Below are 21,456 nucleotides of genomic sequence, written 5' to 3' on the forward strand. Positions count from 1 at the left end.
CGGGCACCTCACCCACGGGATGAAGATCAACTTCTCCGGACGCCTGTACAACATCGTTCCCTACGGTGTTGAAGAGGACACCCTGGTGGTGGACATGGACAAGGTCGAGGCCCTGGCCATCGAGCACTCCCCGAAGATGATTGTTGCCGGGTGGTCCGCCTACCCGCGCCAGCTGGACTTCGAGCGTTTCCGGGCGATCGCCGACAAGGTCGGCGCGTACCTGTTCGTGGATATGGCGCACTTCGCCGGACTGGTCGCCACCGGGTTGCACCCCTCCCCGGTGCCCCACGCCCATGTGGTGTCCTCCACCACGCACAAGACCTTGGCCGGTCCGCGTGGCGGGATCATCCTCACCAACGATGCGGCGATTGCCAAGAAGATCAACTCCGCGGTGTTCCCGGGCCAGCAGGGCGGTCCGTTGGAGCATGTGATTGCCGGCAAGGCCGTCGCGTTCAAGATCGCCGGAACCCCGGAGTTCAAGGAGCGTCAGGAGCGCACCTTGGCCGGTGCGCGGATCCTGGCCGAGCGTTTGTGCGCGCCCGATGTGGCGCAGGTCGGTATTTCGGTATTGACCGGTGGCACCGATGTGCACCTGGTGTTGGTGGATCTGCGCAACTTCGAACTTGACGGCCAGCAGGGCGAAGACCTGCTGGCGAAGGTCGAGATCACGGTGAACCGCAATGCGGTCCCCTTTGACCCGCGTCCGCCGATGGTGACCTCCGGGTTGCGTATCGGCACCCCGGCGTTGGCTACCCGTGGTTTATCCGAGGCTGCTTTTGTGGAGGTCGCGGACATCATTGCCGAGACCCTGATTGCGGGCACCCAGGAAAACAACGAGGCAACATTGGCTGCCTTGAAGGACCGTGTGCATGCCTTGGCTAATGCACACCCGCTGTACCCGAACCTCGCCCCGATTGGAGCATAAGAAAATGGCTGATCTTCTCCCCGAGCACCCTGAATTCCTCTGGCGGAACCCGGAGCCCAAGTCCTCCTACGACGCCATCATCGTCGGCGGCGGCGGGCACGGCCTGGCCACGGCCTACTACCTGGCCAAGAACCACGGCATGACCAACATCGCCGTCCTGGAACGCGGCTGGCTGGCCGGTGGCAACATGGCCCGCAACACCACCATCATTCGCTCCAACTACCTGTGGGACGAATCCGCAGGCATGTATGAGAAGTCCCTGAAACTCTGGGAGCAGCTCCCCGAGGAATTGGAATACGATTTCCTGTTCTCCCAGCGCGGGGTCATGAACCTCGCACACACCCTGGGCGATGTCCGTGAATCCATGCGTCGCGTCGGAGCCAACCAGCTCAACGGCGTGGACGCCGAATGGATCACCCCCGAGCAGGTCAAGGAACTGTGCCCGATCATCAACATCGGGGACAACATCCGCTACCCGATCATGGGCGCTACCTACCAGCCGCGCGCAGGCATTGCCAAGCACGACCACGTCGCCTGGGCCTTCGCCCGCAAGTGCGACGAAATGGGTGTGGATATTATCCAGAACTGCGAAATCACCGGCTTCCTCAAGGACGGAAACCGTGTCACCGGCGTCAAGACCAGCCGCGGCACCATCCACGCCGGCAAGGTCGCACTGTGTGCCGCTGGAAACTCCTCGACCCTGGCGGAGCAGGCAGGCTTCGACCTGCCGATCCAGTCGCACCCGCTGCAGGCACTGGTTTCCGAACTCAACGAATCGGTCCACCCGACCGTGGTGATGTCCAACCACGTCCACGTCTACGTATCCCAGGCACACAAGGGCGAACTGGTCATGGGCGCCGGCATTGATGCCTACAACGGTTACGGCCAGCGCGGTGCCTTCCACGTGATCGAGGAGCAGATGGCCGCGGCCGTTGAACTCTTCCCGATCTTCGGCCGGGCACACGTCTTGCGTACTTGGGGTGGCACCGTAGACACCACCATGGACGCCTCGCCGATCGTTTCCAAGACCCCTATCGACCAGCTGTACGTGAACTGCGGCTGGGGCACCGGCGGGTTCAAGGGAACCCCGGGAGCCGGGTTCACCTTGGCACACACCATCGCCAACGACGAGCCGCACGAGCTCAATGCCGCATTCTCCATTGACCGCTTTGAAACCGGCCACCTCATCGACGAACACGGCGCCGCAGCCGTGGCCCACTAGAAGGGATCCATACAACCATGATGCTCATCGAATGCCCCTGGTGTGGGCCCCGTAACGAGACCGAATACGGCTACGGCGGAGAAGCCCACGTGGCCTACCCGGAAGATCCGCATGCACTGACCGACGATGAATGGGCCAAGTTCCTGTTCTACCGCAAGAACACCCGCGGCCCGCTGGCCGAACGCTGGGTCCACTCCGCCGGATGCCGCCGTTGGTTCAACGCCATCCGCGACACCACCACCTATGAGTTCCTGGCCGTCTACAAGCCAGGCACCGCGCAACCCATCTCCACCACCACCGCACAAGCTCAGGGAGGAACCAAGTGAGCATCACTTCTTCGCACCGACTCGGCGCAGAAGCCGCGGCATCCGCCCGCATCGACCGCGGCCGGGAAATCACCTTCACCGTTGACGGTAAGTCCGTGAACGGGTTCGCCGGGGACACCGTGGCCTCGGCCATGCTCGGCGCGGGCATCCGTGCCTGTGGCCCGTCGTTGTACCTGAAGCGTCCGCGCGGCATCGTTTCCAGCGGCGTGGAGGAGTCCAACGCCCTGATCAAGGTCCACGCCCGCTACGAGGGCCACGTCAACGAATCCATGGTCACGGCCACCACGGTGGAACTCACCGACGGCATGGAAATCAGCCTGCTGCAGGGTCTTGGCCAGCTTGACCCGCGCACCGACGAAGCGGTCTACGACCGCAAGCACGTGCACACCGACGTGCTCATCGTCGGGGCCGGCCCGGCAGGGCTTGCAGCTGCCCGCGAGGCAGCCAAGTCCGGAGCCCGCGTCATGCTCATCGACGAGCAGCCAGAGGCAGGTGGCTCGCTGCTCTCGGCCTCCACCGAAACCATCGACGGGAAGTCCGCCGCTGCGTGGATTTCCGAAACCCGTGAGGTCCTGGCACAAGCCGAGGATTTCACCTACCTGGCGCGCTCCACCGCTTTTGGCAGCTACGACTCGAACTACGTCGTCGCGGTCCAGCGCCGCACCGACCACCTTGCCGGTGAGCTGGGTGCCGGGGTGTCCCGCGAGCGCATCTGGCACATCCGTGCCGCACAGGTCGTCCTGGCCACCGGCGCCCACGAACGTCCGCTGGTCTTTGAGAACAACGACCGCCCGGGAATCATGCTCGCCGCTGCTGCACGCTCCTACTTGAACCGCTACGGCGTGCAGGTCGGCAAGCAGATCGTCGTGGCCACCACCAACGACTCGGCCTACGCGCTGGTCGAGGACTTGCTCGCCGCCGGCACCACCGTCGCAGCCGTCGTTGATGCCCGCGAAGAGCCTTCCATCCGCGCTACGGAACTTTCCTCCCGTGGTGTCCGTGTGGTTGTCGGTTCCGTCGTCGCCAACACTGAGGCCGGAAACGACGGCTCGCTGGCTTCGGTCATCATCAGCGGCATCGACCCCGAGGGCGCCCTGACCGGCGAGACCGAATCCATCGACGCGGACGTCCTGGCCGTCTCCGGCGGCTGGAACCCCGTGGTGCACTTGCACTCCCAGCGCGAGCGCCGCCTGGGCTGGAGCGATACGCTCTCGGCCTTCGTCCCGGCACACCCGGTACCCAACCAGCAGACCGCAGGCGCCATGAACGGACGTCTGGAGCTGGCCTCGGCATTGGCCGAAGGCGCCCGCGCCGGCGCCGACGCTGCAACCGCCGCCGGCTTCAGCGTCACCGCCTCGGTGCCCAGTGCCCCGGTGGAAACCCCCGGCCTGACACGGGCCGTGTGGCTGGTGCCGACCCTGGATTCGGAAAACGGGGACTACAAGAACCACTTCGTTGATTTCCAGCGTGACCAGACCGTGGCCGATGTGCTGCGTTCGACCAACGCCGGGATGCGCTCGGTGGAGCACGTGAAGCGCTACACCTCCATCTCCACCGCCAACGACCAGGGCAAGACGTCCGGAGTCAACGCCATCGGCGTGATCGCCGCGGCCCTTGACACCAACGACGTGGCCGGCATCGGCACCACCGCGTTCCGCGCCCCCTACACCCCGGTGGCCTTCTCGGCACTGGCCGGACGCGAACGCGGGGAACTCTTTGACCCGGCACGCCTGACATCCATCCACCCCTGGCACCTCGAGCGCGGCGCGCTCTTCGAGGACGTGGGCCAGTGGAAGCGCCCCTGGTATTACCCGCTGGCGGGCGAGGACATGGACGCCGCGGTCTACCGCGAGTCCGGTGCCGTGCGCGAGTCGGTCGGCTTCATGGATGCCTCCACGCTGGGCAAGATCGAGATCCGCGGCAAGGATGCCGGCGAATTCCTCAACCGCATGTACACCAATGCGTTCAAGAAGCTCAAGCCCGGACTGGCCCGCTACGGGCTGATGTGCTCGGCCGACGGCATGATCTTCGACGACGGGGTCACCCTTCGCCTGGATGATGACCGCTACTTCATGACCACCACCACCGGCGGCGCAGCCGGCGTGCTGGATTGGCTGGAGGAATGGCTGCAGACCGAATGGCCGGAGCTCGACGTCAAGTGCACCTCGGTCACCGAGCAGTACTCCACCGTCGCCGTCGTGGGACCCAAATCCCGCGCAGTGCTGGCCAAGCTCGCCCCCGAGCTTGACCTGGATACCGAGGCCTTCCCGTTCATGGCTTTCCGGGAAACCACCCTCTCCTCCGGAATCCAAGCGCGCGTCTGCCGCATTTCCTTCTCCGGGGAACTGGCTTACGAGATCAATGTGCCTGCCTGGTATGGACTGAAGGTATGGGAAGACGTGGCCGCGGCGGGCGAGGAATTCAACATCACCCCCTATGGCACCGAAACCATGCACGTGCTGCGCGCGGAGAAGGGATTCATCATCGTCGGCCAAGACACCGACGGCACCGTGACCCCGCACGACGCATCCATGGAATGGGTTGTCTCCAAGGTCAAGGACTTTGTGGGCAAGCGATCCTTCGTCCGCACCGACAACGTTCGCGATGACCGCAAGCAGCTGGTCACCGTGCTGCCGACGGACAAGACCCTGCGCCTGCCCGAAGGAACCCAGCTCGTGGAGCGGGACGCGAAGTTGACCCAGCCCACGACCCCGGTGCCGATGGAAGGCTTTGTCACCTCGAGCTACCTCTCCCCTGCATTGGGACGCAGCTTTGGCATGGCGCTGATCAAGAACGGCCGTGCACGCATCGGCGAGGAGCTTTCGGCCTTCGTCGATGGCAAGCTGGTCGACGTCGTCGTCGGCGAAACCGTACTTTTTGATTCCGAAGGGAGCCGTCGAGATGGCTAAGCAAGTATTGGCAGAAAATTCCACGTTGCGCAGCAGTCCGTTGGCGCACCTTGGAACGAAGATGGAACAGGGCGCCGTGCGCGGCGATCGTGGCGTGGCGGTGCGCGAGATCGCGTTCACCACACAGATCGGGCTGCGTGCCGAGCCTGGTTCGGCGGCACACGGGGCATTGGCCTCGGCCGTCGGCGGTGCGTTGCCGGCAGGTGTCGGAGAAGTCGCCGGCAGCGTTGAGGGCACCTCGGTGCTGTGGCTGGGCCCGGACGAGTTCCTGGCCGTGGCACCGGAAGGCACCGAGCTGTACCCCGACCTGGTGGCGGCGTTGGGCGATGAGCCGGGCCAGGTCATCGACCTCTCGGCCAACCGCACCGTGATCGAGCTTTCCGGCCCCATGGCCCGGGACGTACTGGAAAAAGGCTGCGCGGCCGACCTTCACCCGCGCAACTTCACCCCGGGAACCGCGATCAACACGGTGCTCGGCCCGGTGCCGCTGCTGCTGTGGAGGACCGGGGAAGCGACGTTCCGGTTGCTACCTCGCGCTTCCTTCGCCGATTACACGGCACGTTGGCTCCTTGACGCCATGACGGAGTACCTTTCCCCCGAGGTCGACTGATGTCACTGAGCACACTCGACCTGTTTTCCGTCGGAATCGGCCCCTCCTCCTCACACACGGTAGGGCCAATGAAGGCGGCAAAGCGGTTCGTTGATGAATTGCACGAAGGCGGGCGGCTGTCAAAAGTCGTCCGCCTCCGGGCCGAACTCTTTGGCTCCCTGGGTGCCACGGGGTTAGGACACGGCAGCGACACGGCGGTCATTCTCGGCCTGCAGGGACACGACCCGGCAACGGTGGACACGGATCTGGCGGCTGGATTGGTTGCCGAGTCCATTGCCACCGGTTCGCTGATGCTCGGCGGGGTGCAGCGCATTGGCTTCGATGACGAGAAGGATGTCATCTTGCATCGACGCAAGTCGATGCCCAAGCATCCCAACGCGATGACCTTCGTCGCGTTGGATGCCGACGGTTCCCCGGTGCACGAGCAGGTCTATTACTCGGTCGGTGGCGGATTCGTCGTCGATGAGGCGGAATTCGGTGTCACGCCGGATTCCTCCGATGCCCCCGCCCTGCCCTATCCTTTCACTTCCGGGGCCCAGTTGCTGGCCCACTGCGCCACCGAGTCCAAGTCCATAGCGCAGATCATGCTGGCCAACGAACTCACTTGGCGCAGCGAGGAAACGTTGCGCTCCGAACTGCTGCATATCTGGTCGGTCATGGAGGCATGCGTGGAGAACGGATGCACGCGCACCGAAAACCTGTTGCCCGGCGGGTTGAAGGTCCGCCGTAGGGCCCCTGCCTTGCGTGAGAAGCTGCGTGCCACCGAGGCCGCGGCCCAGGGCCAGGTGCCCGATCCACTGTGGGCCATGGAATGGGTCAATCTCTATGCTCTGGCCGTCAACGAGGAAAATGCCTCGGGCGGCCGGATTGTGACTGCTCCGACGAACGGGGCCGCTGGAATCATTCCTGCGGTGCTGCATTTCTACATGCGGTTCGTTGCCGGCGCCAACGAGGACAAGGTCATCGAGTTCATGCTCACCGCGGCCGCCATCGGCATCCTGTTCAAGGAGAACGCCTCGATTTCCGGTGCCGAGGTCGGTTGCCAGGGCGAGGTCGGCTCCGCGTGTTCCATGGCGGCAGGTGCACTGTGTGCCGTGCTAGGCGGAACCCCTCCCCAGGTGGAGAATGCGGCCGAGGTCGGGATCGAACACAACCTCGGCCTGACGTGCGATCCCATTGGTGGTCTGGTGCAGATTCCATGCATCGAACGCAATGCGATTGCCAGCGTCAAGGCCATCAATGCCGCCCGTCTTTGTTTGCAGGGCAATGGCGAGCATAAGGTTTCACTGGATGCGGCCATCGAAACCATGAGACAAACCGGGGCCGACATGAAAACGAAGTACAAGGAAACCTCACGCGGCGGACTCGCCGTGAATGTAACGGAGTGCTGAGATGGATCCAGAAGTGGAAGTTGAACACGTACTGACTATCGCCTGCCCGGAACGTACCGGCATTGTCCACGCGGTAACGGGGCTCCTGCTGAAGGAAGGCCGAGACATCGTTGAACTCAAGCAGTTCGGGGACCACCGTGCCGGGCAGTTCTTCATGCGCGTCGGCGTTGCCGGGCCCGAGGCCGAAGGACTGACCGAACGCATGCGAAGCGATTTCGGGGCGTTGGCCGCCGACTACCAGATGGATTGGACGCTGACGCCCAAGGGCACCAAGAAGCGGGTGCTGATCATGGTCTCCAAATTCGACCATTGCCTCAACGACCTGCTCCACCGGGCGCGCCTGGGCGAGTTGCCCATCGAGGTTCTCGCCGTGGTCTCGAACCACACCGACCACCAGGGGTTGGCCGAATGGCACAACGTGCCGTTCTTCCACGTCCCTGTCACCGCCGATACCAAGCCTGCCGCCGAGGCGCGGCTGCTTGAGCTGATCGGGAAGTTCGACGTGGAATTGGTGGTTCTCGCCCGCTACATGCAGGTGCTCAGCGACGAGCTCAGCCGTCAGCTCACCGGCAAGACCATCAACATCCACCACTCCTTCCTGCCCTCGTTCAAGGGCGCCAAGCCCTACCACCAGGCGTGGGACCGAGGGGTCAAGACCGTGGGCGCCACCGCCCACTACGTCAACGCCGAACTCGACGAGGGCCCGATCATCTCGCAGCAGGTCCAGGACGTGGATCACACCTACTCCCCTGAAGACCTGGTCGCGGCCGGCCGCGACACCGAATGCAAGGCACTGTCCAACGCAGTGAAATGGCACTGCGAGGGACGGGTGTTCCTCTACAACAACCGCACAGTTGTGCTGCGCTAGAACCACGGCCATCACATCGCTTCCGGCTTCGGGTCGGCGGGTCCTTTCAAGGCTCCGCCGGCCCGAAGCTTTTTCGTGCCCACCGGTTCCCTGCGCTTATCGCGCACTGCAGGTTAACGGCCCGGGGCCAGTGAAGCAATGCCAGGCATTGCTTCACTGGCCCCGGGATCCCCTTGGATCCCCCAGATATCAAAGGTGGGTCGGGGCAAACATCTTCAGCAACGTCTTCACCACGACCACATTGGGGCCCTGGGCCGCGAATGATTCCTCCAGCGCCGCGCCGACGTTTTCCGGTTCCACGTAGCGTGCCGGAATCCCGAAGGATTCGGCAAGCGCCACGAAGTCGGGCCGCGCCAGTTCGGTGGCCGTAGCCTTCCCGAAGGCACCGACCATGTACTCGCGCAGGATCCCGTAGCCCCCGTCATCGATAATCAGCCAGGTGACCGGTGCATTGTGTTGCTTTGCGGTGGCCAGCTCGGCGATCGAGTACATTGCGGAGCCGTCGCCCGAGACGGCCAACACCCGTGCCTGCTCCGGTGACTTGCCCGCGACCTGCAGGCCCAGCGCGCCGCCGATGGCTGCAGGGAAACCGTAGCCGAGCCCGCCGGCACCCTGCGCGGAGTGAAATTCCCCGCTCTTGGCGTCCCAGCAGCTCCAGCCCCAGTACGCGGCGATGGTCATGTCCCAGAACGTCTGCATGTCATCGGGCACGGCGGTGCGAATGGCCTCCATGAAGGCGCGTTCCTTGGAAAGGTCCTGGTCATCGAGCCGGCCAGTGACCTTGGCCAAGGTGTCGGCGACCACTGCTTCGGGGCCCCGTCCGTGCCAGTCGGCCGCGGCCCTGTCCCCAAGCTTGCCCAGCGCCTCGCCAAGGTACTCCAGCGCCGCCTTGGCATCGGCCCGGATGCCAAGCGCGGGACGGTTGGATTCGAGCACGCGTGGCTCGGCGTCGATCTGGATCATTTTTCCTCGCGGATCCAGGGTGAAGTAGTTGCTGGTGACTTCCCCCAGTGCAGAGCCCACCACGATCAGCACGTCGGCGTCCTCTAGGACCTCGGTGACGTAGCGGTCCTCGACCCATGATTGCAGGGACAGCGGATGGTTCCACGGAAAGGCGCCGTTGCCCCCGGGAGAGCAAAGAACCGGCGCACCGAGCGCCTCGGCCACCTCGCCCAGGGCTTCCTTGGCACCGGCCCGGCGCACCCCTCCCCCAGCGACGATGACCGGGCGCCTGGCGGTTGCCAACCAGCGGACGGCTTCCTCGATGAGTTCCACGCGCGGGGGATGCTCGTAGGCATCAGCCAACGCGTCAACGACGGGCGGTACAAGGACAGGTGCCAGCAGCACGTCCTGCGGGACTTCGACCCATACCGGGCCATGCGGCACGGTGATGGCATCGGCCCACGCATCCTGGATGGCCGAGGGGATGCCCGAGGCGTGGTGCACGCCACGCTGGGATTTGGTGACGTTGGCTGCGGAGGCCTTTTGGTCATCAAGTTGGTGCAGCATGCCCTTGCGCCGGGCGCCAAGTCCGTCAAGCGGGATCTGGCTGGCGACTACGACCATCGGCACGCCCGTGGCGTAGGCTTCCTGCAATCCGGCCAGCGAGGTCAGTGCCCCCGGCCCGGTGGACAGGAAGAGCACCCCCACTTCGCCGGTGGCACGCGCATAACCGTCGGCGGCAAACGCGGAGTTGTTTTCAACCCTTGAGGAGACGAACTGCAACTTTGAGCGCGAGAGCGCATCAAAGAGGCCAAGCGCATGCTGGCCGGGGATCCCAAAGACCGTGCGGGCACCAAGGGCCTCAAGCGTCTCGATGACCAGGTCCCCTCCGTTTCGCTGGTTCATGCGTTGCTCTCCTTGTCCTTGGCGTGCTTGTCCGCAATCAGCGAGATGAGGTCGTAGGCGACGTGGGATGCTGCCACTCCGGTCATTTCGGCGTGGTCATAGGCCGGGGCCACCTCGACGATGTCTGCTCCGACGATGTTCATCCCACGCAGTCCGCGAAGGATTTCAAGTAGTTCGCGGCTGGTGATCCCCCCGGCTTCGGGCGTTCCCGTACCCGGTGCGTGGGCGGGGTCGAGCACGTCGATATCCACGGAGATGTATAGCGGGCGGTTGCCTATCCTGTCACGGAGCTTGTCGACGATTTCGCGCACGCCCTGGTAGTAGACATCCGAGCTGGTGACGATGCCGAAGCCGAAGCGCTTGTCGTCCTCGAGGTCCTTCTTGCCGTAGAGCGGCCCGCGGGTACCCACGTGGCAGATGGCCTCCGTGTCGAGGATTCCTTCCTCCACGGCACGGCGGAACGGGGTTCCATGGGTGTATTCGGCACCGAAGTAGGTGTCCCAGGTGTCAAGATGCGCATCGAAGTGCAGCATCGCCACCGGCGCTCCGGCGCGTTCGGTGGCAGCGCGCAGCAAGGGCAGTGCGATGGTGTGATCACCACCCAGGGTCACCAGCGTGGATCCATCGGAGGTGAGGTCCAAGGCGTTTTGCTGGATGGTTTCGATCGCCTCGTTGATGTTGAACGGGTTCACGGCCATGTCACCGGCGTCGGCAACCTGGGCCAAGGCGAAGGGTGAGACGTTCAATGCCGGGTTGTAGGGGCGCAGCAAGCGGGAGGACTCGCGGATATGGGTGGACCCGAAGCGTGCTCCGGGCCGGTAGGAGACCCCTGCATCAAAGGGGACGCCTACAACCTTGATGTCAGCCGCCTTGACCTGGTCGATCCGCGGAAGCCGTGCGTAGGTTCCCAGCCCGGCAAAACGCGGAATCTTGGAAGCATCGATGGTGCCGATGTTCCCGTTGTCTTCAATGCGGATTTCTTCCACGTTCTTCTCCCTCAGGGGTTTCCGGCAGCACCGATGGCCACCCAACCTTGTTGTTCAATACGAAACAACAGTTGCCTTGTATGCTATTTGTGGCATGCCCTACAGTCAAGGCTTCCGTGCAGGGGCCGCACCGCAGTCCGACCATGTTTCCGGGATTTTCCGTGCGCCCGGCCTCACTGCGCGCGACCCGCGTGGCTGCAACCGGCTTGTGCGGATTCCGCTCCATGAAGCAGCACCAATGACGCAAGTGGAACCAACATTGCGGCCGATCCGGCAATCATTGGCCACGAAGCAATCTCGATGAGCGGGAAAGCGCTCGCCAACCAGCCAAAGGGCAAACTTGAAAGTTCCGGACATCCCCGCTGGGTTTCCTGTGCCGTTGGAAGCGGGATGGAACTCGGCGAGCGCGATACGCGGTTCGAAGATCTTCGGACAGCGCTCTGCTTCAGAGACGGCAACGCCCTCCTTCGGTCACGCGAAGCTTCGTCGTTCCGAATAGAAGAGTCTAAGTCTTGGTGTTTTGCCGCGGATTCCCGGGTCTTGCAAACGAGGCGAACAGCGCACGGTCCGCCCCGTAGATACAGATGGCCAGGCCCACCGACACGGCCACGGCCTTGATGACGACTTCCTGCGGATTGGCAGGAACAAGCACCACCTGCACCGGGCCGACAAGAAAAATGAGAACCGCCATCCACAGCACGTACACCAGGGACACCGGAGGCTCCAGCGCCTCGGTGTGCACGTGACGGCGCAGAATCGTGGCAATGGTGATGACGGCAATGATCACGGCCAGGGAGATTGCCCCGGGAACCACGAACGCCTTGTAAATCCGCAACAACGTCAATGCGAAACCCAGGGATCCGCCCAGCAGCAACGCCAGCCACCACGGCGCCCAGAGTCGCGCGGGTCGCCAAAGAACCGGGGTCGAATCTTCGGGCAGGGAACTCACAAGCAATGTCCTTCAAACAGGCGGGCGCGATCCAGGGAGCGATTTCCCTGAGTATGCCGCTACAAAATGGTTGCTTTTCGCTAGCTAAATGTCAAAGTAGGGCTATCAGGCTAGTTCGCGAACCGTTTATCCCAGCTCGTATCCAAGTTGGCCGAACCAGGAGTAGCGTTCACCCTCGTGAAGAAGATACCGGGTTTTTCGAATCCTGCTTCGCCTAGGCGTGCCGACGCCCCGGCGTCGCACTTTTCTGCATGGCTAAAGGATTCCGACACCGGCCAGGGGAACACTGGTGCCAACGGTGACAGGCCCGCTGGTCACCGTTGGTGGCAGGTCATGTGCCTCTCGGGGTTGGACTACTTCTCAACCCTTGGCTACCAGCCCGCCATTGCCGCATTGGCCGCCGGCGCCTTGGCTCCGCTGGCCACGATCATGCTCATCGCGGTCACCCTGGGTGCGGCGCTGCCGGTATATCGCCGCGTGGCCGCCGAATCACCGCACGGGCAGGGATCGATTTCGATGCTCGAGCGCTTGTTGCCCCATTGGAAGGGGAAACTCTTCGTCCTGGTGCTGCTGGGATTCGCGGCAACCGACTTCATGATCACCATCACGCTCTCCTCGGCCGACGCTTCGGCACACATCATTGAGAACCCCTTCACCCCCGACTGGTTCAACGGGCAACAGGTTCTCATCACGCTGGTGTTGATCCTGTTGCTCGGGGCCCTATTCCTGCGTGGTTTCCACGAAGTCATCTGGCTTGCGGTTGGGCTGGTTGCAACATTCCTGCTTCTCAACATCGTGGTGATCGCCGTTGCCGTGGTCTCGCTGGTGCGAAACCCGGCTCCCGTGGATCATTGGTGGGTGAACCTGACGGCCACCCACACCAATCCGTGGATGATGATCGCCATCGCGTTGATGGTATTCCCGAAGCTGGCGTTGGGCCTCTCGGGCTTTGAAACCGGTGCGGCAGTGATGCCGCAGATCCGGCACACCCCCGGAGACACCGAAGCCAATCCACTCGGCCGCATCGCCGGAGCCAAGAAGCTGCTGCTCACCGCGGCACTGACCATGAGCATTTTCCTGGTCTTCTCCTCGGTCGTGACAACGCTGCTGATCCCTGCGCCGGAGTTCCAGCCCGGAGGCGCCGCCAACGGGCGCGCCCTCTCCTATCTGGCCCATGCCATGCTTGGCGACGGCTTCGGAAGCGTCTACGACCTGTCCACCATCTTGATCTTGTGGTTCGCCGGGGCCTCCGCCATGACCGGCATGCTCAACCTCATCCCCCGCTACCTTCCCCGCTTTGGCATGGCCCCTGAATGGGCACGGGCCATCCGCCCCCTGGTCCTGGTCCTCATCGGCATTGCCGTGGTCATCACCATCGCGTTCAACGCCAGCGTCGATGCCCAGGGAGCAGCCTACGCAACCGGGGTGCTGGTGCTCATGTCTTCGGCCGCAGTGGCCGTAACCATCTCCGCCAAGCGGCAAGGCCAGCGTTGGAGGACAATCGGCTTCGGGGTCGTATCTGTCATCTTTGCCTACACCACGGGCGCCAACGTGATCGAGCGTCCCGACGGGATCAAGATTGCGGCATTCTTCATTGCCGGGATCATCGTGCTCTCATTTGTTTCACGTTTCCGCCGCTCAACGGAACTGCGCGCGACCTCGGTCACCCTGGATGCCGCGGCACTGGATATCATCACCGCATCCAGCCGGAATTCCATCGTGCGAATCATTGCCCACGAGCCCGTGCGCCTATCCGCTGCCCGCTATCGGCACAAGCTTGCACACGCCATGATGGCCAGCCACCTTCCGCCGGAAGAGCCGGTGATCTTCATGGAGATCACTGTCTCGGACTTTTCTGACTTCGCCCAGGACATCTTGGTCTCCGGGATCACCCGGCACGGCTACAAGGTCCTACAGGCCCAGGCACCCGCGGTGCCTACCGCCATTGCGGCAATCTGCCTAAAAATCCGTGACGACACCGGCGTGATGCCGCATATTTATTTCCGCTGGACCGAGGGACGCCCGGTGCGCAACCTGTTGCGCTTCCTGTTCCTTGGCCAAGGCGAAATCGCCACGGTGACCCGCGAGGTGCTCCGCGAGGCGGAACCAAAGATCGGCAGGCGGCCGTGGGTTCACGTGGGCTAACGCGAAGCTGCCGGGACCAGGGTCCAGGTCACCACGGTGTCCTGGCCCGTCGGGTTCATCCAGCTGTGCGGTTCGCGGCCCGGGAAAGTCACAGTGTCCCCGGCATCGAGCTCGAAGCGTTCGTTGGCAAAGATCAATACGAAGCGGCCGGCGAGCACGTGGAGGACCTCGACCTCGCAGTCAACGGAATAAAGCTCCTTTTCGCCCTCGCCGTGCGGGGCGATGTCGGCACGGATGACCTGCAGCCGACGCTCCGACCGGGCCGTCAGCAAGTGCTCGCTGATTCCCTCCCCTCCCAGTGATATCCGCGGTGCCTCGGCGAGCCTGACAACGTGGGTGTCGGGCTGGGTAAAAAGCTCCCCGACCTCCATCGAGAGCACCTGGCACAGCGTCACCAGCGAAGCCACCGAGGGGCTGGTCAAATCGCGTTCCACGCGGGAAAGGAACCCTTTGGTGAGCCCGGTGGAATCGGCGACCTGGTCGATGGTCAGGCGCTGTGCGTGCCGTGCCGCTCGGATCCTCGAACCGATGGCCAGCGCGGCGCTGCTGGGCTCAACGGGCAGGGCTTTCATGGGCACGGCTCTCCAAGGATGTTCAAAGAAGTATTGCGGTGCACCCAGTTTAGGGCAATTGGCCTGTAAGACAGCTCACATTAGCCTAAGAGACAACAAGTGTTCACTGATAGGCATCCACCGATGGGCAGGCCTTCTTGACAAGGCAGTTTCATGGAATACATCAATGGCACCATCGTCGCCATCTATTTGGCCGCGATGCTCGTATTCAGCTGGTGGTCAAGTCCCGCACCAAGAACAGCAACGACCTCCTGCTCGCCGGGCGTCGGCTCGGCCCCCTCCTCTACACGGGAACCACGGCAGCGGTCATCCTGTGCGAAGCCTCTACTGTCGATGGAGAGGGCCTTGGCTAGAAATAGGGGTATCCGCGGCATGTGGCTTGTTGTAGCGATCGACTCCGGCGTCATCTTGCTTTCGCTCGTCTTCGTCCCCACCCTGCAGCGGCTAAAATACTTCACCGTCTCGCAGATGCTCACCCCGCGATACGGGAGCAAGTCAGCAACCAACATTTCTGGCATTGCACTGCTGGCCTGCCCGTTGATCCTCCGTGCGACTTCCACCAGCGCCTACGCAACGATCTTCGTGGTCCTCTTTGGCTGGGAGCATTGGATCTCCGACCCCGTCGGCGGCGTCATCGTTGTCATCTACTCCACCATCGGAGGCATGTGGTCGATCATCCTTGCGGACAAGGTCCAGTTCGTCATCAAGACCGTTGGTGTCTTTTTCCTCATGTTCCCGTTCTCACTAAACGCCGCCTGAGGCCTCTCTGGCATCGAAGAACCCGTCAGGGCGGAGTTCTTCAGATTCACCGGCATCGGCGTGCAGAGCATCTTCACCTTTTTCGTCCTCTACACCCTCGGGTTGCTCATCGGCCAGGAAATCTGGCAGCGCGCATTTACCGCCAGGTTGCTGAAAGTCACCCGCTGGGGCGGAACCTCGGCAGGAATCTACTGCGTGCTGTACGGTGCCGCCGGCGCCATCATCGGCATGGCGGCCATGGTCGCACTGCCCAACATCATTAGCGCAGACGCCAACAAGGACGTGCGTCAATGCAGAAGTTGCCACCGTGCTGCTTCCGGCGGCCGTTGGCGCACTGGTGCTAGCTGCCGCACTGGCCACACTGACGTCACCTCGTTCGTCACCAGCTGGTTCGGCAAGTCGATGCGGGTGAACACCACCGAGAACCCCGGGCATGAGGTGCGTGCCAACCGGATCTGGGTGATGCTGCTGGGCATGATCGCCATCGTCCTGGCAGTCATGGTCTCCGACGTGGTCGCGGCCCTGATCATCGCCTACGACATCCTGGTCGGCGGACTGCTGTGGAAGCGTGGAAACCGGATAGGCACGGCCGCCTCGATGGCGGCGGGAACCATCGTCACCCTTGGCGCCATCACCGTCCTGGAGATACAGGCCAAGAACCGCTAGGACGGCGTCTACGCCAACGAGCCGATCCACTACGGGCGGATCTCCTCGGCATTGACCTACGTCGTGGTTTCCCTGCTCAGCCGCCCCACGGACCAGAGCATGATCATCCCTTGAAACGCCAGGGTAGGCGACAGCTCAGAGACCGAAGGAGCGGAGTTCAGCAAGGCGGCCGACTCATAGACAAGGACTTCCCCATGATCCGCTTCGCCCCCTGTCCGCGCCCCGGCGGACCGGGGCCTCCCCTTGGGGTTTGCACCCTTCCCAAGCTGGCCGTGCAACTTCTAGGCTGGGTACCATGGACGAACTCAAGGACACCCTCCGGACCTACCTGGACAATTCCCGCGGGGCAATGCTTTGGAAGGCCGAAGGTCTCAGCGACAAGGAACTGACCCGGTCGATGGTAGGCACCGGCACCAACCTCCTGGGCCTGGTCCAGCATCTGGGTTTCATCGAGTACGGCTACTTCGTCCGGTGCCTCGGTTTCGCCGTCGAGGACAGGTACTACGACGCATTGGCGGAAAACCCCGATGACAGTGCCGACATGTGGGTAGCTGCGGACATCGAGTGCAATGAAGTCCGGGCGTTCTACCAACGGGCCATCGAGGCCGCGAACCCCAACATCGCGGCACTGCCGCTTGACGCCCCGGCCACCGTTCCGTGGTGGCCCGAAGGCAAACGCGACACCACATTGCTGCGCCTCCTGCTGCAGATGAACGTGGAGACTGCGCGCCATGCCGGCCACGCCGACATCCTGCGCGAATCCATTGACGGGGCGACGGGGATGCGCGAAGAGAACAATAACATGCCTCCCTACGACGCCGAGGACTGGACCCAACTGCACGAGAGAATCCTGCGGGCCTCCAACTCGAGGTAATGTGGGCTACAGCTTCACGAGATGCTGCGTCAAGCTCCGACTTGCAGCACACCAACCCCAGGTTCATGGGTGGTTCGGATGAAGAAGCGGTCGAGGCCACCAGGCTCCGGCAAGAGCTAGTGAAAGGCCCTCCGCGCCACCATGGAACCTTCCATCCCCGTTTTCCCGCTGCTTGATGTCCATCGCTGCCTCCTGGAACTGCGCCTCCGCGGTACCTGGCATCGTTTCCACCTCGAACAGGCCCCGGCGTTGGCCAAAGCGTTGGCCAACGCGACCGGCGCCCCGCGATTCAACCCCTCCACCAGGACACTGACGGTGCGCACTCCACTGACTGGCTCGACCGCTGGCCACGCACGAATTTTTAGCCTCGTCGAATTTTCACCCGCACCCCCGAGCGCTACACTCATTGGTTGAAGGGGAGTAGTTCCGGACCCGGCCACTGCGCCGGGGAAGCGGTGCGTCGACATACCGGTCACTTGGCGGTGACCCGGCAATCCACCTGGTGCCACGGGCGTTTCTTCACGCCAAGGCAATGGGCGAACGAGACCTTCGGTCCACACGATTCGTGGCTCGAGGCTCAACGTACCCGCAAACAATTCCCGTCGGGCCTCCCCACCTCATGGCCATCCGTGGCCATGATCGCCCCTATGAGGATGAGAGCATGACGCAGCAAGCGCCACCCCCAACCCCGGCCCAGATCAAGCGCTGGCGCCAGTACCTGGCGGACGAACTCGCCGAGGGTGCCCTCTACCGTGAGTTGGCCAGCCAGCGCCAAGGCGAAGAGCGTGCCATCCTTCTGGCACTGGCCCAGGCAGAAATCCGCCATGAGGAACACTGGCGTACGCTGTTGGGCGAGCACGCCGGCAGGAGCGCCAGCCCGTCCTTGAGCCGCACCATGCTGCGCTTCCTCGCCCGGCACTTCGGCTCCGTCTTCGTCCTGGCACTGGCCCAACGCGCCGAGGGCGGCACCCCATACACCTTGGACACCGACGCCAGCCGCCAGATGGCCGCCGACGAACTCGTTCATGAGGAGGTCATCCGGGGCTTGGCGATCCGCGGCCGCAACCGGCTCGCGGGCAACTTCCGCGCCGCCGTCTTTGGTGCCAACGACGGATTGGTTTCCAACCTTGCCCTTGTCATGGGCATCGGGGCCACTGGGGTGGCAACCTCCATCGTTCTTTTCTCCGGCATTGCCGGACTGCTGGCCGGCGCACTGTCGATGGCCGCCGGGGAATACGTTTCGGTGCGGTCCCAACGCGAACTGCTCTCTGCCTCCAAGCCCACCCAGGTCACCCTTGCGGCCGCGCCCGACCTGGACCTGGACGCCAACGAATTGGTGCTGGTCTACAAGGCCCGCGGGATGAGTGACGAGGACGCGGCGCACCGTGCGGCCGAGCGCATGGGCATATACTCTTGCGACTGCAACCCGTCCCTGTCTTTGCAGCCGGAGCGCGACGAACTTGCCGGTGCCGAGGAGCATGAAGAACTGGGTTCTGCCATGGGCGCGGCAGCCTCGTCCTTCTGTTTCTTCGCATCCGGTGCCGTGATCCCGATCCTTCCGTTTATTTTCGGGATGAGCGGAACCCCTGCCATCATGCTCGCAGCAGTTCTGGTGGGCATCGCACTGCTGTTCACCGGAGGAGTTGTAGGCCTGCTCTCCGGGGCATCCCCCACCAAACGCGGGTTGCGCCAGCTGGCCATCGGATTGGGTGCCGCGGCTATCACCTATGTCTTGGGTTTGCTCGTTGGCGGCTCCGTGGCGTAGGCCCGGCACCCCTTGGTCCGGTCGCCGCGGAACCCGGGGAAGTTGCCTTTTGTTCCACCACGGGATAGGCCCCTAAAATGGAGGACATGGACACACGCTTGATCCCAGTGATCATCATTGCCGGGATCATCATCTGGTCCGTCTTGGTTGTCGGCATCGTTGTCTTCATGGCAGGCTGCTCCAGGAACTGGGCCAAGGAAAAGGAAGCGGCCTCCCGGGACCGCGAGTCGGTCTAGGTCCCCTTCACCACTCCACGAGTTCCCGGGACACCGCACCGCGCCCGCAGGTGTCGAGAAGCCTCAGCCCAATCCAGTGGAAACTTCTCGCCTGGGCGGATCGGTCTGGAAATCCCCGCTACGGGTTGTAGTTCCTGATCGGAATGGTCCAGGCCCGCACGGGAACGTTTAGCGCACAAGCTAAGAATGGGGCGGACAACGCTATGATTTTCGCGTTAAAGCACACAACAACTACGAGGGCTTGGCTTCTGCTTGTGGGCCGCTAAAACGCCATCGGGGCAACGCTAAAAACGATTCCTGATAGCAGAATACCGCCTCCCAAGAAGGACGCGGCAGACCCGAATCCGCGAGTAAGCATCTGAATTAAAGGTGCACTTAAGCCGGACAAGTGCCCTTTGACCTAGGATAATTAAGGTATCGAAGCCTAAAATCACCAAGCAGAAAAAGACACTTGTTCAGTGGCAATCCTACGTGGCAAAAGGAAGACCCCCAACACCGGGAAAAAGCGCCACCGCGCACGACGGGTCCGCATCGGACCCCCTGACCCCAGGCTGACCCCGGCCGCCGGCATCGAAGCCGTCTCAGAGCCCGACCGGGTCCTGGGCCTCAGCACCGCACTGGAAGCCGGGATCGGTTCGGTGAAGCAACGAAACCGGGGACTCACCGGCGGGGAACTGCTCCTGTCAATGGCCTCGGCACAGTTGGCCGGCGAAGGCTTCTTTGTGGGCTTGGACCGCAGAAGACAAGACCTTGCGGGTCAACAGCTGGAACCGGTGCCCGCCCCGGCCTCCACCACCGCCTACGGAATCGCCAAACGCTTCGGACCCGAACAGCTGACCGGCATTGAAACCGGGATCGGGAATATCAACACCACGATGTTGGGGCTCCTGCATCCGGTGCGACGCAACAGCCTACTGAAAACCGCCACCATCGACGGGGACGGAACCGACATCGAGGTCTACGGCCGGTCCAAGGAAAAGTCCGCCCACGCCTACACCGGCGCCCTGACCCTGCGCTCCCACATCGGCTTCTGGGCCGAAGCCAGGATCCCGCTGGCCGCCGAACTCATGGGCGGCACCCAAGACCCACGATCCAACGCCTTGGAGATCCTGGATCGATCCATCGCCGGTCTACCGCCGGGGGTGGCGAAGATCCGCTGCCGCTGGGATGCCGGATACTTCGCCGGAAACCTGGCGAAGGCATGTCTGGAACGCAACGTCGAATTTTCCATCGGCGCCAAGCGCACCGGCAAGGTCATGGCCGCTGCCGCAAGTCTGGGCTGCTACACCTGGAGCCCGAGCATCGGCATGGAAAACACCGAACTCGCGGTTATCGACTACCTGCCCGGCAACTGGCCGAAAGACGAAAACATCATCTGTATCGCCCGGCGCACCCGCGTGGCAGCGGGCAAGATCCCCACCACCCGGGCTCGCAAGCGCCACACCATCGCCAAGCACCAAATCGCCCTGTCCCTGGAAGGACGCATCGACGAAGTCGACTCCTATTCCTTCATCCTCACCAACATGGACGTGAGCACCGAAGAGAAGCTGGCGGAGGTCGAATACTGGTACCGGCACCGCACCGACATCGAAGAACTGAACAAGAACGCCAAACACGGAACCGCTATGCGCCATTTGCCATCATCGTCTTTTCAGCCAATAGTGTGTGGATGTGGGCGGGGCTGTTGGGATGCGCGATCTCGGCCTGGATCCAAGAAATCACCGGAACCGACCACGGCAACGGACTCGGACGCCGCACCGTCAAAACAATACGCCGAGAACAGTTTGCGATCCCCGCCAGGATCACCCGCGGGGCCGGGATCACGGACCTGCGCTTGCCGCCGGGCGAAAACCTGATCACGAGCGTTCTGCCGAAACTACACGGATTTCCGCCCCCCCACTGATACCGGGGCCCACCACCTAAGACCACACGAGAAAGAACAACCCAAGGGAAATGGGCCCTTCGCGGACCCGGCACGAGAGCCCGGGCATCGCCGTGCCCAAAACCTAAGATCCCGCCCAGCTCCATGCCGTGGACGGGATTCAGCCCCAAAAAACCACTACTCGCAGATTCGGGTTAGGAGAACAAAGCCTCACCTATCGCAACATCGCTGCGTTCATGTGCGACGAAAATTGTCAAGCTGTGTGGAGTCACTAAGCGGCCAATAACGCGGGTTTCACTTCGGGCAGGTTGATGCCAATCACGTCAGCCGGGGCCGGCGTCCGGGGCCTGCCACGGAAACGTCCAGGGTTCTTCTCGTAGTAATTCTGCAGGGCCCCATTGCGCGTATCCCACACGCCCTTCCATGACCCGTCATGAACCTGCGCAGGCGAGAAGAGGGCAATACCCGAATGCCTGTGCTGTGTGTTGTACCAAGAAACGTAATCCCCGATATAGGTTCTTGC

At 63.0% G+C, this 21,456-nt stretch carries 16 protein-coding genes, 2 pseudogenes and 1 riboswitch; of the genes and pseudogenes, 13 read left to right on the forward strand and 5 right to left on the reverse strand.

The genetic code is table 11. From position 1 onward, the window contains the following. From glyA to purU, 7 genes are all read left to right on the forward strand, one after another. The coding region (glyA, locus tag ABEA12_RS15615) for a serine hydroxymethyltransferase (RefSeq protein ID WP_345468887.1) at positions 1 to 925 on the forward strand (925 nt) is incomplete at its 5' end. Positions 926 to 929: 4 nt separating this feature from the next. After that, positions 930 to 2,147 (forward strand): sarcosine oxidase subunit beta family protein, encoded by a 1,218-nt coding sequence (locus tag ABEA12_RS15620; RefSeq protein WP_210101891.1) that lies wholly within the window; start codon positions 930 to 932, stop codon positions 2,145 to 2,147. A gap of 17 nt (positions 2,148 to 2,164) precedes the next feature. Further along, positions 2,165 to 2,473, forward strand: coding sequence for a sarcosine oxidase subunit delta (locus ABEA12_RS15625; protein WP_210101892.1), 309 nt, complete (start codon positions 2,165 to 2,167; stop codon positions 2,471 to 2,473). Continuing rightward, positions 2,470 to 5,382 (forward strand): sarcosine oxidase subunit alpha family protein, encoded by a 2,913-nt coding sequence (locus ABEA12_RS15630; protein WP_210101893.1) that lies wholly within the window; start codon positions 2,470 to 2,472, stop codon positions 5,380 to 5,382. Before ABEA12_RS15625 ends, ABEA12_RS15630 begins: the two co-directional genes overlap by 4 nt. Continuing rightward, entirely contained in the window at positions 5,375 to 5,992 is a 618-nt protein-coding gene (locus ABEA12_RS15635; protein ID WP_210101894.1) for a sarcosine oxidase subunit gamma, read from the forward strand. The genes ABEA12_RS15630 and ABEA12_RS15635 overlap by 8 nt, the downstream gene beginning before the upstream one ends. After that, positions 5,992 to 7,383, forward strand: a complete 1,392-nt coding sequence (locus tag ABEA12_RS15640; RefSeq protein WP_210101895.1) for an L-serine ammonia-lyase — start codon at positions 5,992 to 5,994, stop codon at positions 7,381 to 7,383. The genes ABEA12_RS15635 and ABEA12_RS15640 overlap by 1 nt, the downstream gene beginning before the upstream one ends. Before the next feature lies 1 nt (position 7,384). Next, positions 7,385 to 8,251: a formyltetrahydrofolate deformylase gene (gene purU / locus ABEA12_RS15645; protein ID WP_210101896.1), complete on the forward strand. Its 867-nt coding sequence runs from the start codon at positions 7,385 to 7,387 to the stop codon at positions 8,249 to 8,251. 189 nt (positions 8,252 to 8,440) lie between these two features. On the opposite strand, the gene ABEA12_RS15650 is transcribed toward purU, so the two are convergent. From ABEA12_RS15650 to ABEA12_RS15660, 3 genes are all read right to left on the reverse strand, one after another. Next, on the reverse strand, positions 8,441 to 10,099 hold the full coding sequence (locus ABEA12_RS15650; RefSeq protein ID WP_210101897.1) for a thiamine pyrophosphate-binding protein: 1,659 nt from the start codon (positions 10,097 to 10,099) through the stop codon (positions 8,441 to 8,443). Next, positions 10,096 to 11,085 (reverse strand): agmatinase, encoded by a 990-nt coding sequence (speB, locus tag ABEA12_RS15655; RefSeq protein WP_210101898.1) that lies wholly within the window; start codon positions 11,083 to 11,085, stop codon positions 10,096 to 10,098. Before speB ends, ABEA12_RS15650 begins: the two co-directional genes overlap by 4 nt. A 505-nt stretch (positions 11,086 to 11,590) precedes the next feature. Next, complete coding sequence (locus ABEA12_RS15660; protein ID WP_210101899.1) at positions 11,591 to 12,034, reverse strand: hypothetical protein; 444 nt, start codon at positions 12,032 to 12,034, stop codon at positions 11,591 to 11,593. A 333-nt stretch (positions 12,035 to 12,367) separates the two neighbouring features. Between ABEA12_RS15660 and ABEA12_RS15665 the strand changes: the two genes are divergently transcribed. Then, complete coding sequence (locus ABEA12_RS15665) at positions 12,368 to 14,179, forward strand: amino acid permease (RefSeq protein WP_210101900.1); 1,812 nt, start codon at positions 12,368 to 12,370, stop codon at positions 14,177 to 14,179. Here ABEA12_RS15665 and ABEA12_RS15670 read toward each other — a convergent pair. After that, positions 14,176 to 14,751: a cupin domain-containing protein gene (locus ABEA12_RS15670; RefSeq protein ID WP_210101901.1), complete on the reverse strand. Its 576-nt coding sequence runs from the start codon at positions 14,749 to 14,751 to the stop codon at positions 14,176 to 14,178. The genes ABEA12_RS15665 and ABEA12_RS15670 overlap by 4 nt on opposite strands. Before the next feature lie 153 nt (positions 14,752 to 14,904). Here ABEA12_RS15670 and ABEA12_RS15675 point away from each other — a divergent pair. From ABEA12_RS15675 to ABEA12_RS15695, 5 genes and pseudogenes are all read left to right on the forward strand, one after another. Beyond that, positions 14,905 to 16,281, forward strand: a pseudogene (locus ABEA12_RS15675) (sodium:solute symporter family transporter); the annotation flags it as partial. 190 nt (positions 16,282 to 16,471) lie between these two features. After that, on the forward strand, positions 16,472 to 17,050 hold the full coding sequence (locus tag ABEA12_RS15680) for a DinB family protein (protein ID WP_210101902.1): 579 nt from the start codon (positions 16,472 to 16,474) through the stop codon (positions 17,048 to 17,050). Between the two features lie 12 nt (positions 17,051 to 17,062). Next, positions 17,063 to 17,172, forward strand: a riboswitch (SAM riboswitch). A gap of 539 nt (positions 17,173 to 17,711) precedes the next feature. Further along, complete coding sequence (locus tag ABEA12_RS15685) at positions 17,712 to 18,815, forward strand: VIT1/CCC1 transporter family protein (protein WP_210101903.1); 1,104 nt, start codon at positions 17,712 to 17,714, stop codon at positions 18,813 to 18,815. A gap of 86 nt (positions 18,816 to 18,901) precedes the next feature. Continuing rightward, positions 18,902 to 19,051 carry a hypothetical protein gene (locus tag ABEA12_RS15690; protein WP_210101904.1) on the forward strand — a complete coding sequence of 50 codons (150 nt, stop codon included), beginning with the start codon at positions 18,902 to 18,904 and terminating at the stop codon, positions 19,049 to 19,051. A gap of 458 nt (positions 19,052 to 19,509) precedes the next feature. Continuing rightward, positions 19,510 to 20,907, forward strand: a complete 1,398-nt coding sequence (locus tag ABEA12_RS15695) for a transposase (protein ID WP_210101905.1) — start codon at positions 19,510 to 19,512, stop codon at positions 20,905 to 20,907. Positions 20,908 to 21,204: 297 nt separating this feature from the next. Here ABEA12_RS15695 and ABEA12_RS15700 read toward each other — a convergent pair. Further along, positions 21,205 to 21,456 (reverse strand): annotated as a pseudogene (locus tag ABEA12_RS15700) (hypothetical protein); the annotation flags it as partial.

The sequence above is a fragment of the Paeniglutamicibacter antarcticus genome, assembly GCF_039544305.1.
Lineage (GTDB): Bacteria > Actinomycetota > Actinomycetes > Actinomycetales > Micrococcaceae > Paeniglutamicibacter > Paeniglutamicibacter antarcticus_C.

Excerpts from the sequence above, each read along its gene's own strand:
- ABEA12_RS15650 (WP_210101897.1), bottom strand. The coding sequence starts at position 10,099 with ATGAACCAGCGAAACGGAGGGGACCTGGTCATCGAGACGCTTGAGGCC.
- ABEA12_RS15635 (WP_210101894.1), top strand. The coding sequence starts at position 5,375 with ATGGCTAAGCAAGTATTGGCAGAAAATTCCACGTTGCGCAGCAGTCCG.
- ABEA12_RS15685 (WP_210101903.1), top strand. The coding sequence starts at position 17,712 with ATGACGCAGCAAGCGCCACCCCCAACCCCGGCCCAGATCAAGCGCTGG.
- ABEA12_RS15690 (WP_210101904.1), top strand. The coding sequence starts at position 18,902 with ATGGACACACGCTTGATCCCAGTGATCATCATTGCCGGGATCATCATC.
- ABEA12_RS15640 (WP_210101895.1), top strand. The coding sequence starts at position 5,992 with ATGTCACTGAGCACACTCGACCTGTTTTCCGTCGGAATCGGCCCCTCC.
- purU (WP_210101896.1), top strand. The coding sequence starts at position 7,385 with ATGGATCCAGAAGTGGAAGTTGAACACGTACTGACTATCGCCTGCCCG.
- ABEA12_RS15620 (WP_210101891.1), top strand. The coding sequence starts at position 930 with ATGGCTGATCTTCTCCCCGAGCACCCTGAATTCCTCTGGCGGAACCCG.
- ABEA12_RS15670 (WP_210101901.1), bottom strand. The coding sequence starts at position 14,751 with ATGAAAGCCCTGCCCGTTGAGCCCAGCAGCGCCGCGCTGGCCATCGGT.
- ABEA12_RS15680 (WP_210101902.1), top strand. The coding sequence starts at position 16,472 with ATGGACGAACTCAAGGACACCCTCCGGACCTACCTGGACAATTCCCGC.
- ABEA12_RS15625 (WP_210101892.1), top strand. The coding sequence starts at position 2,165 with ATGATGCTCATCGAATGCCCCTGGTGTGGGCCCCGTAACGAGACCGAA.
- ABEA12_RS15665 (WP_210101900.1), top strand. The coding sequence starts at position 12,368 with ATGTGCCTCTCGGGGTTGGACTACTTCTCAACCCTTGGCTACCAGCCC.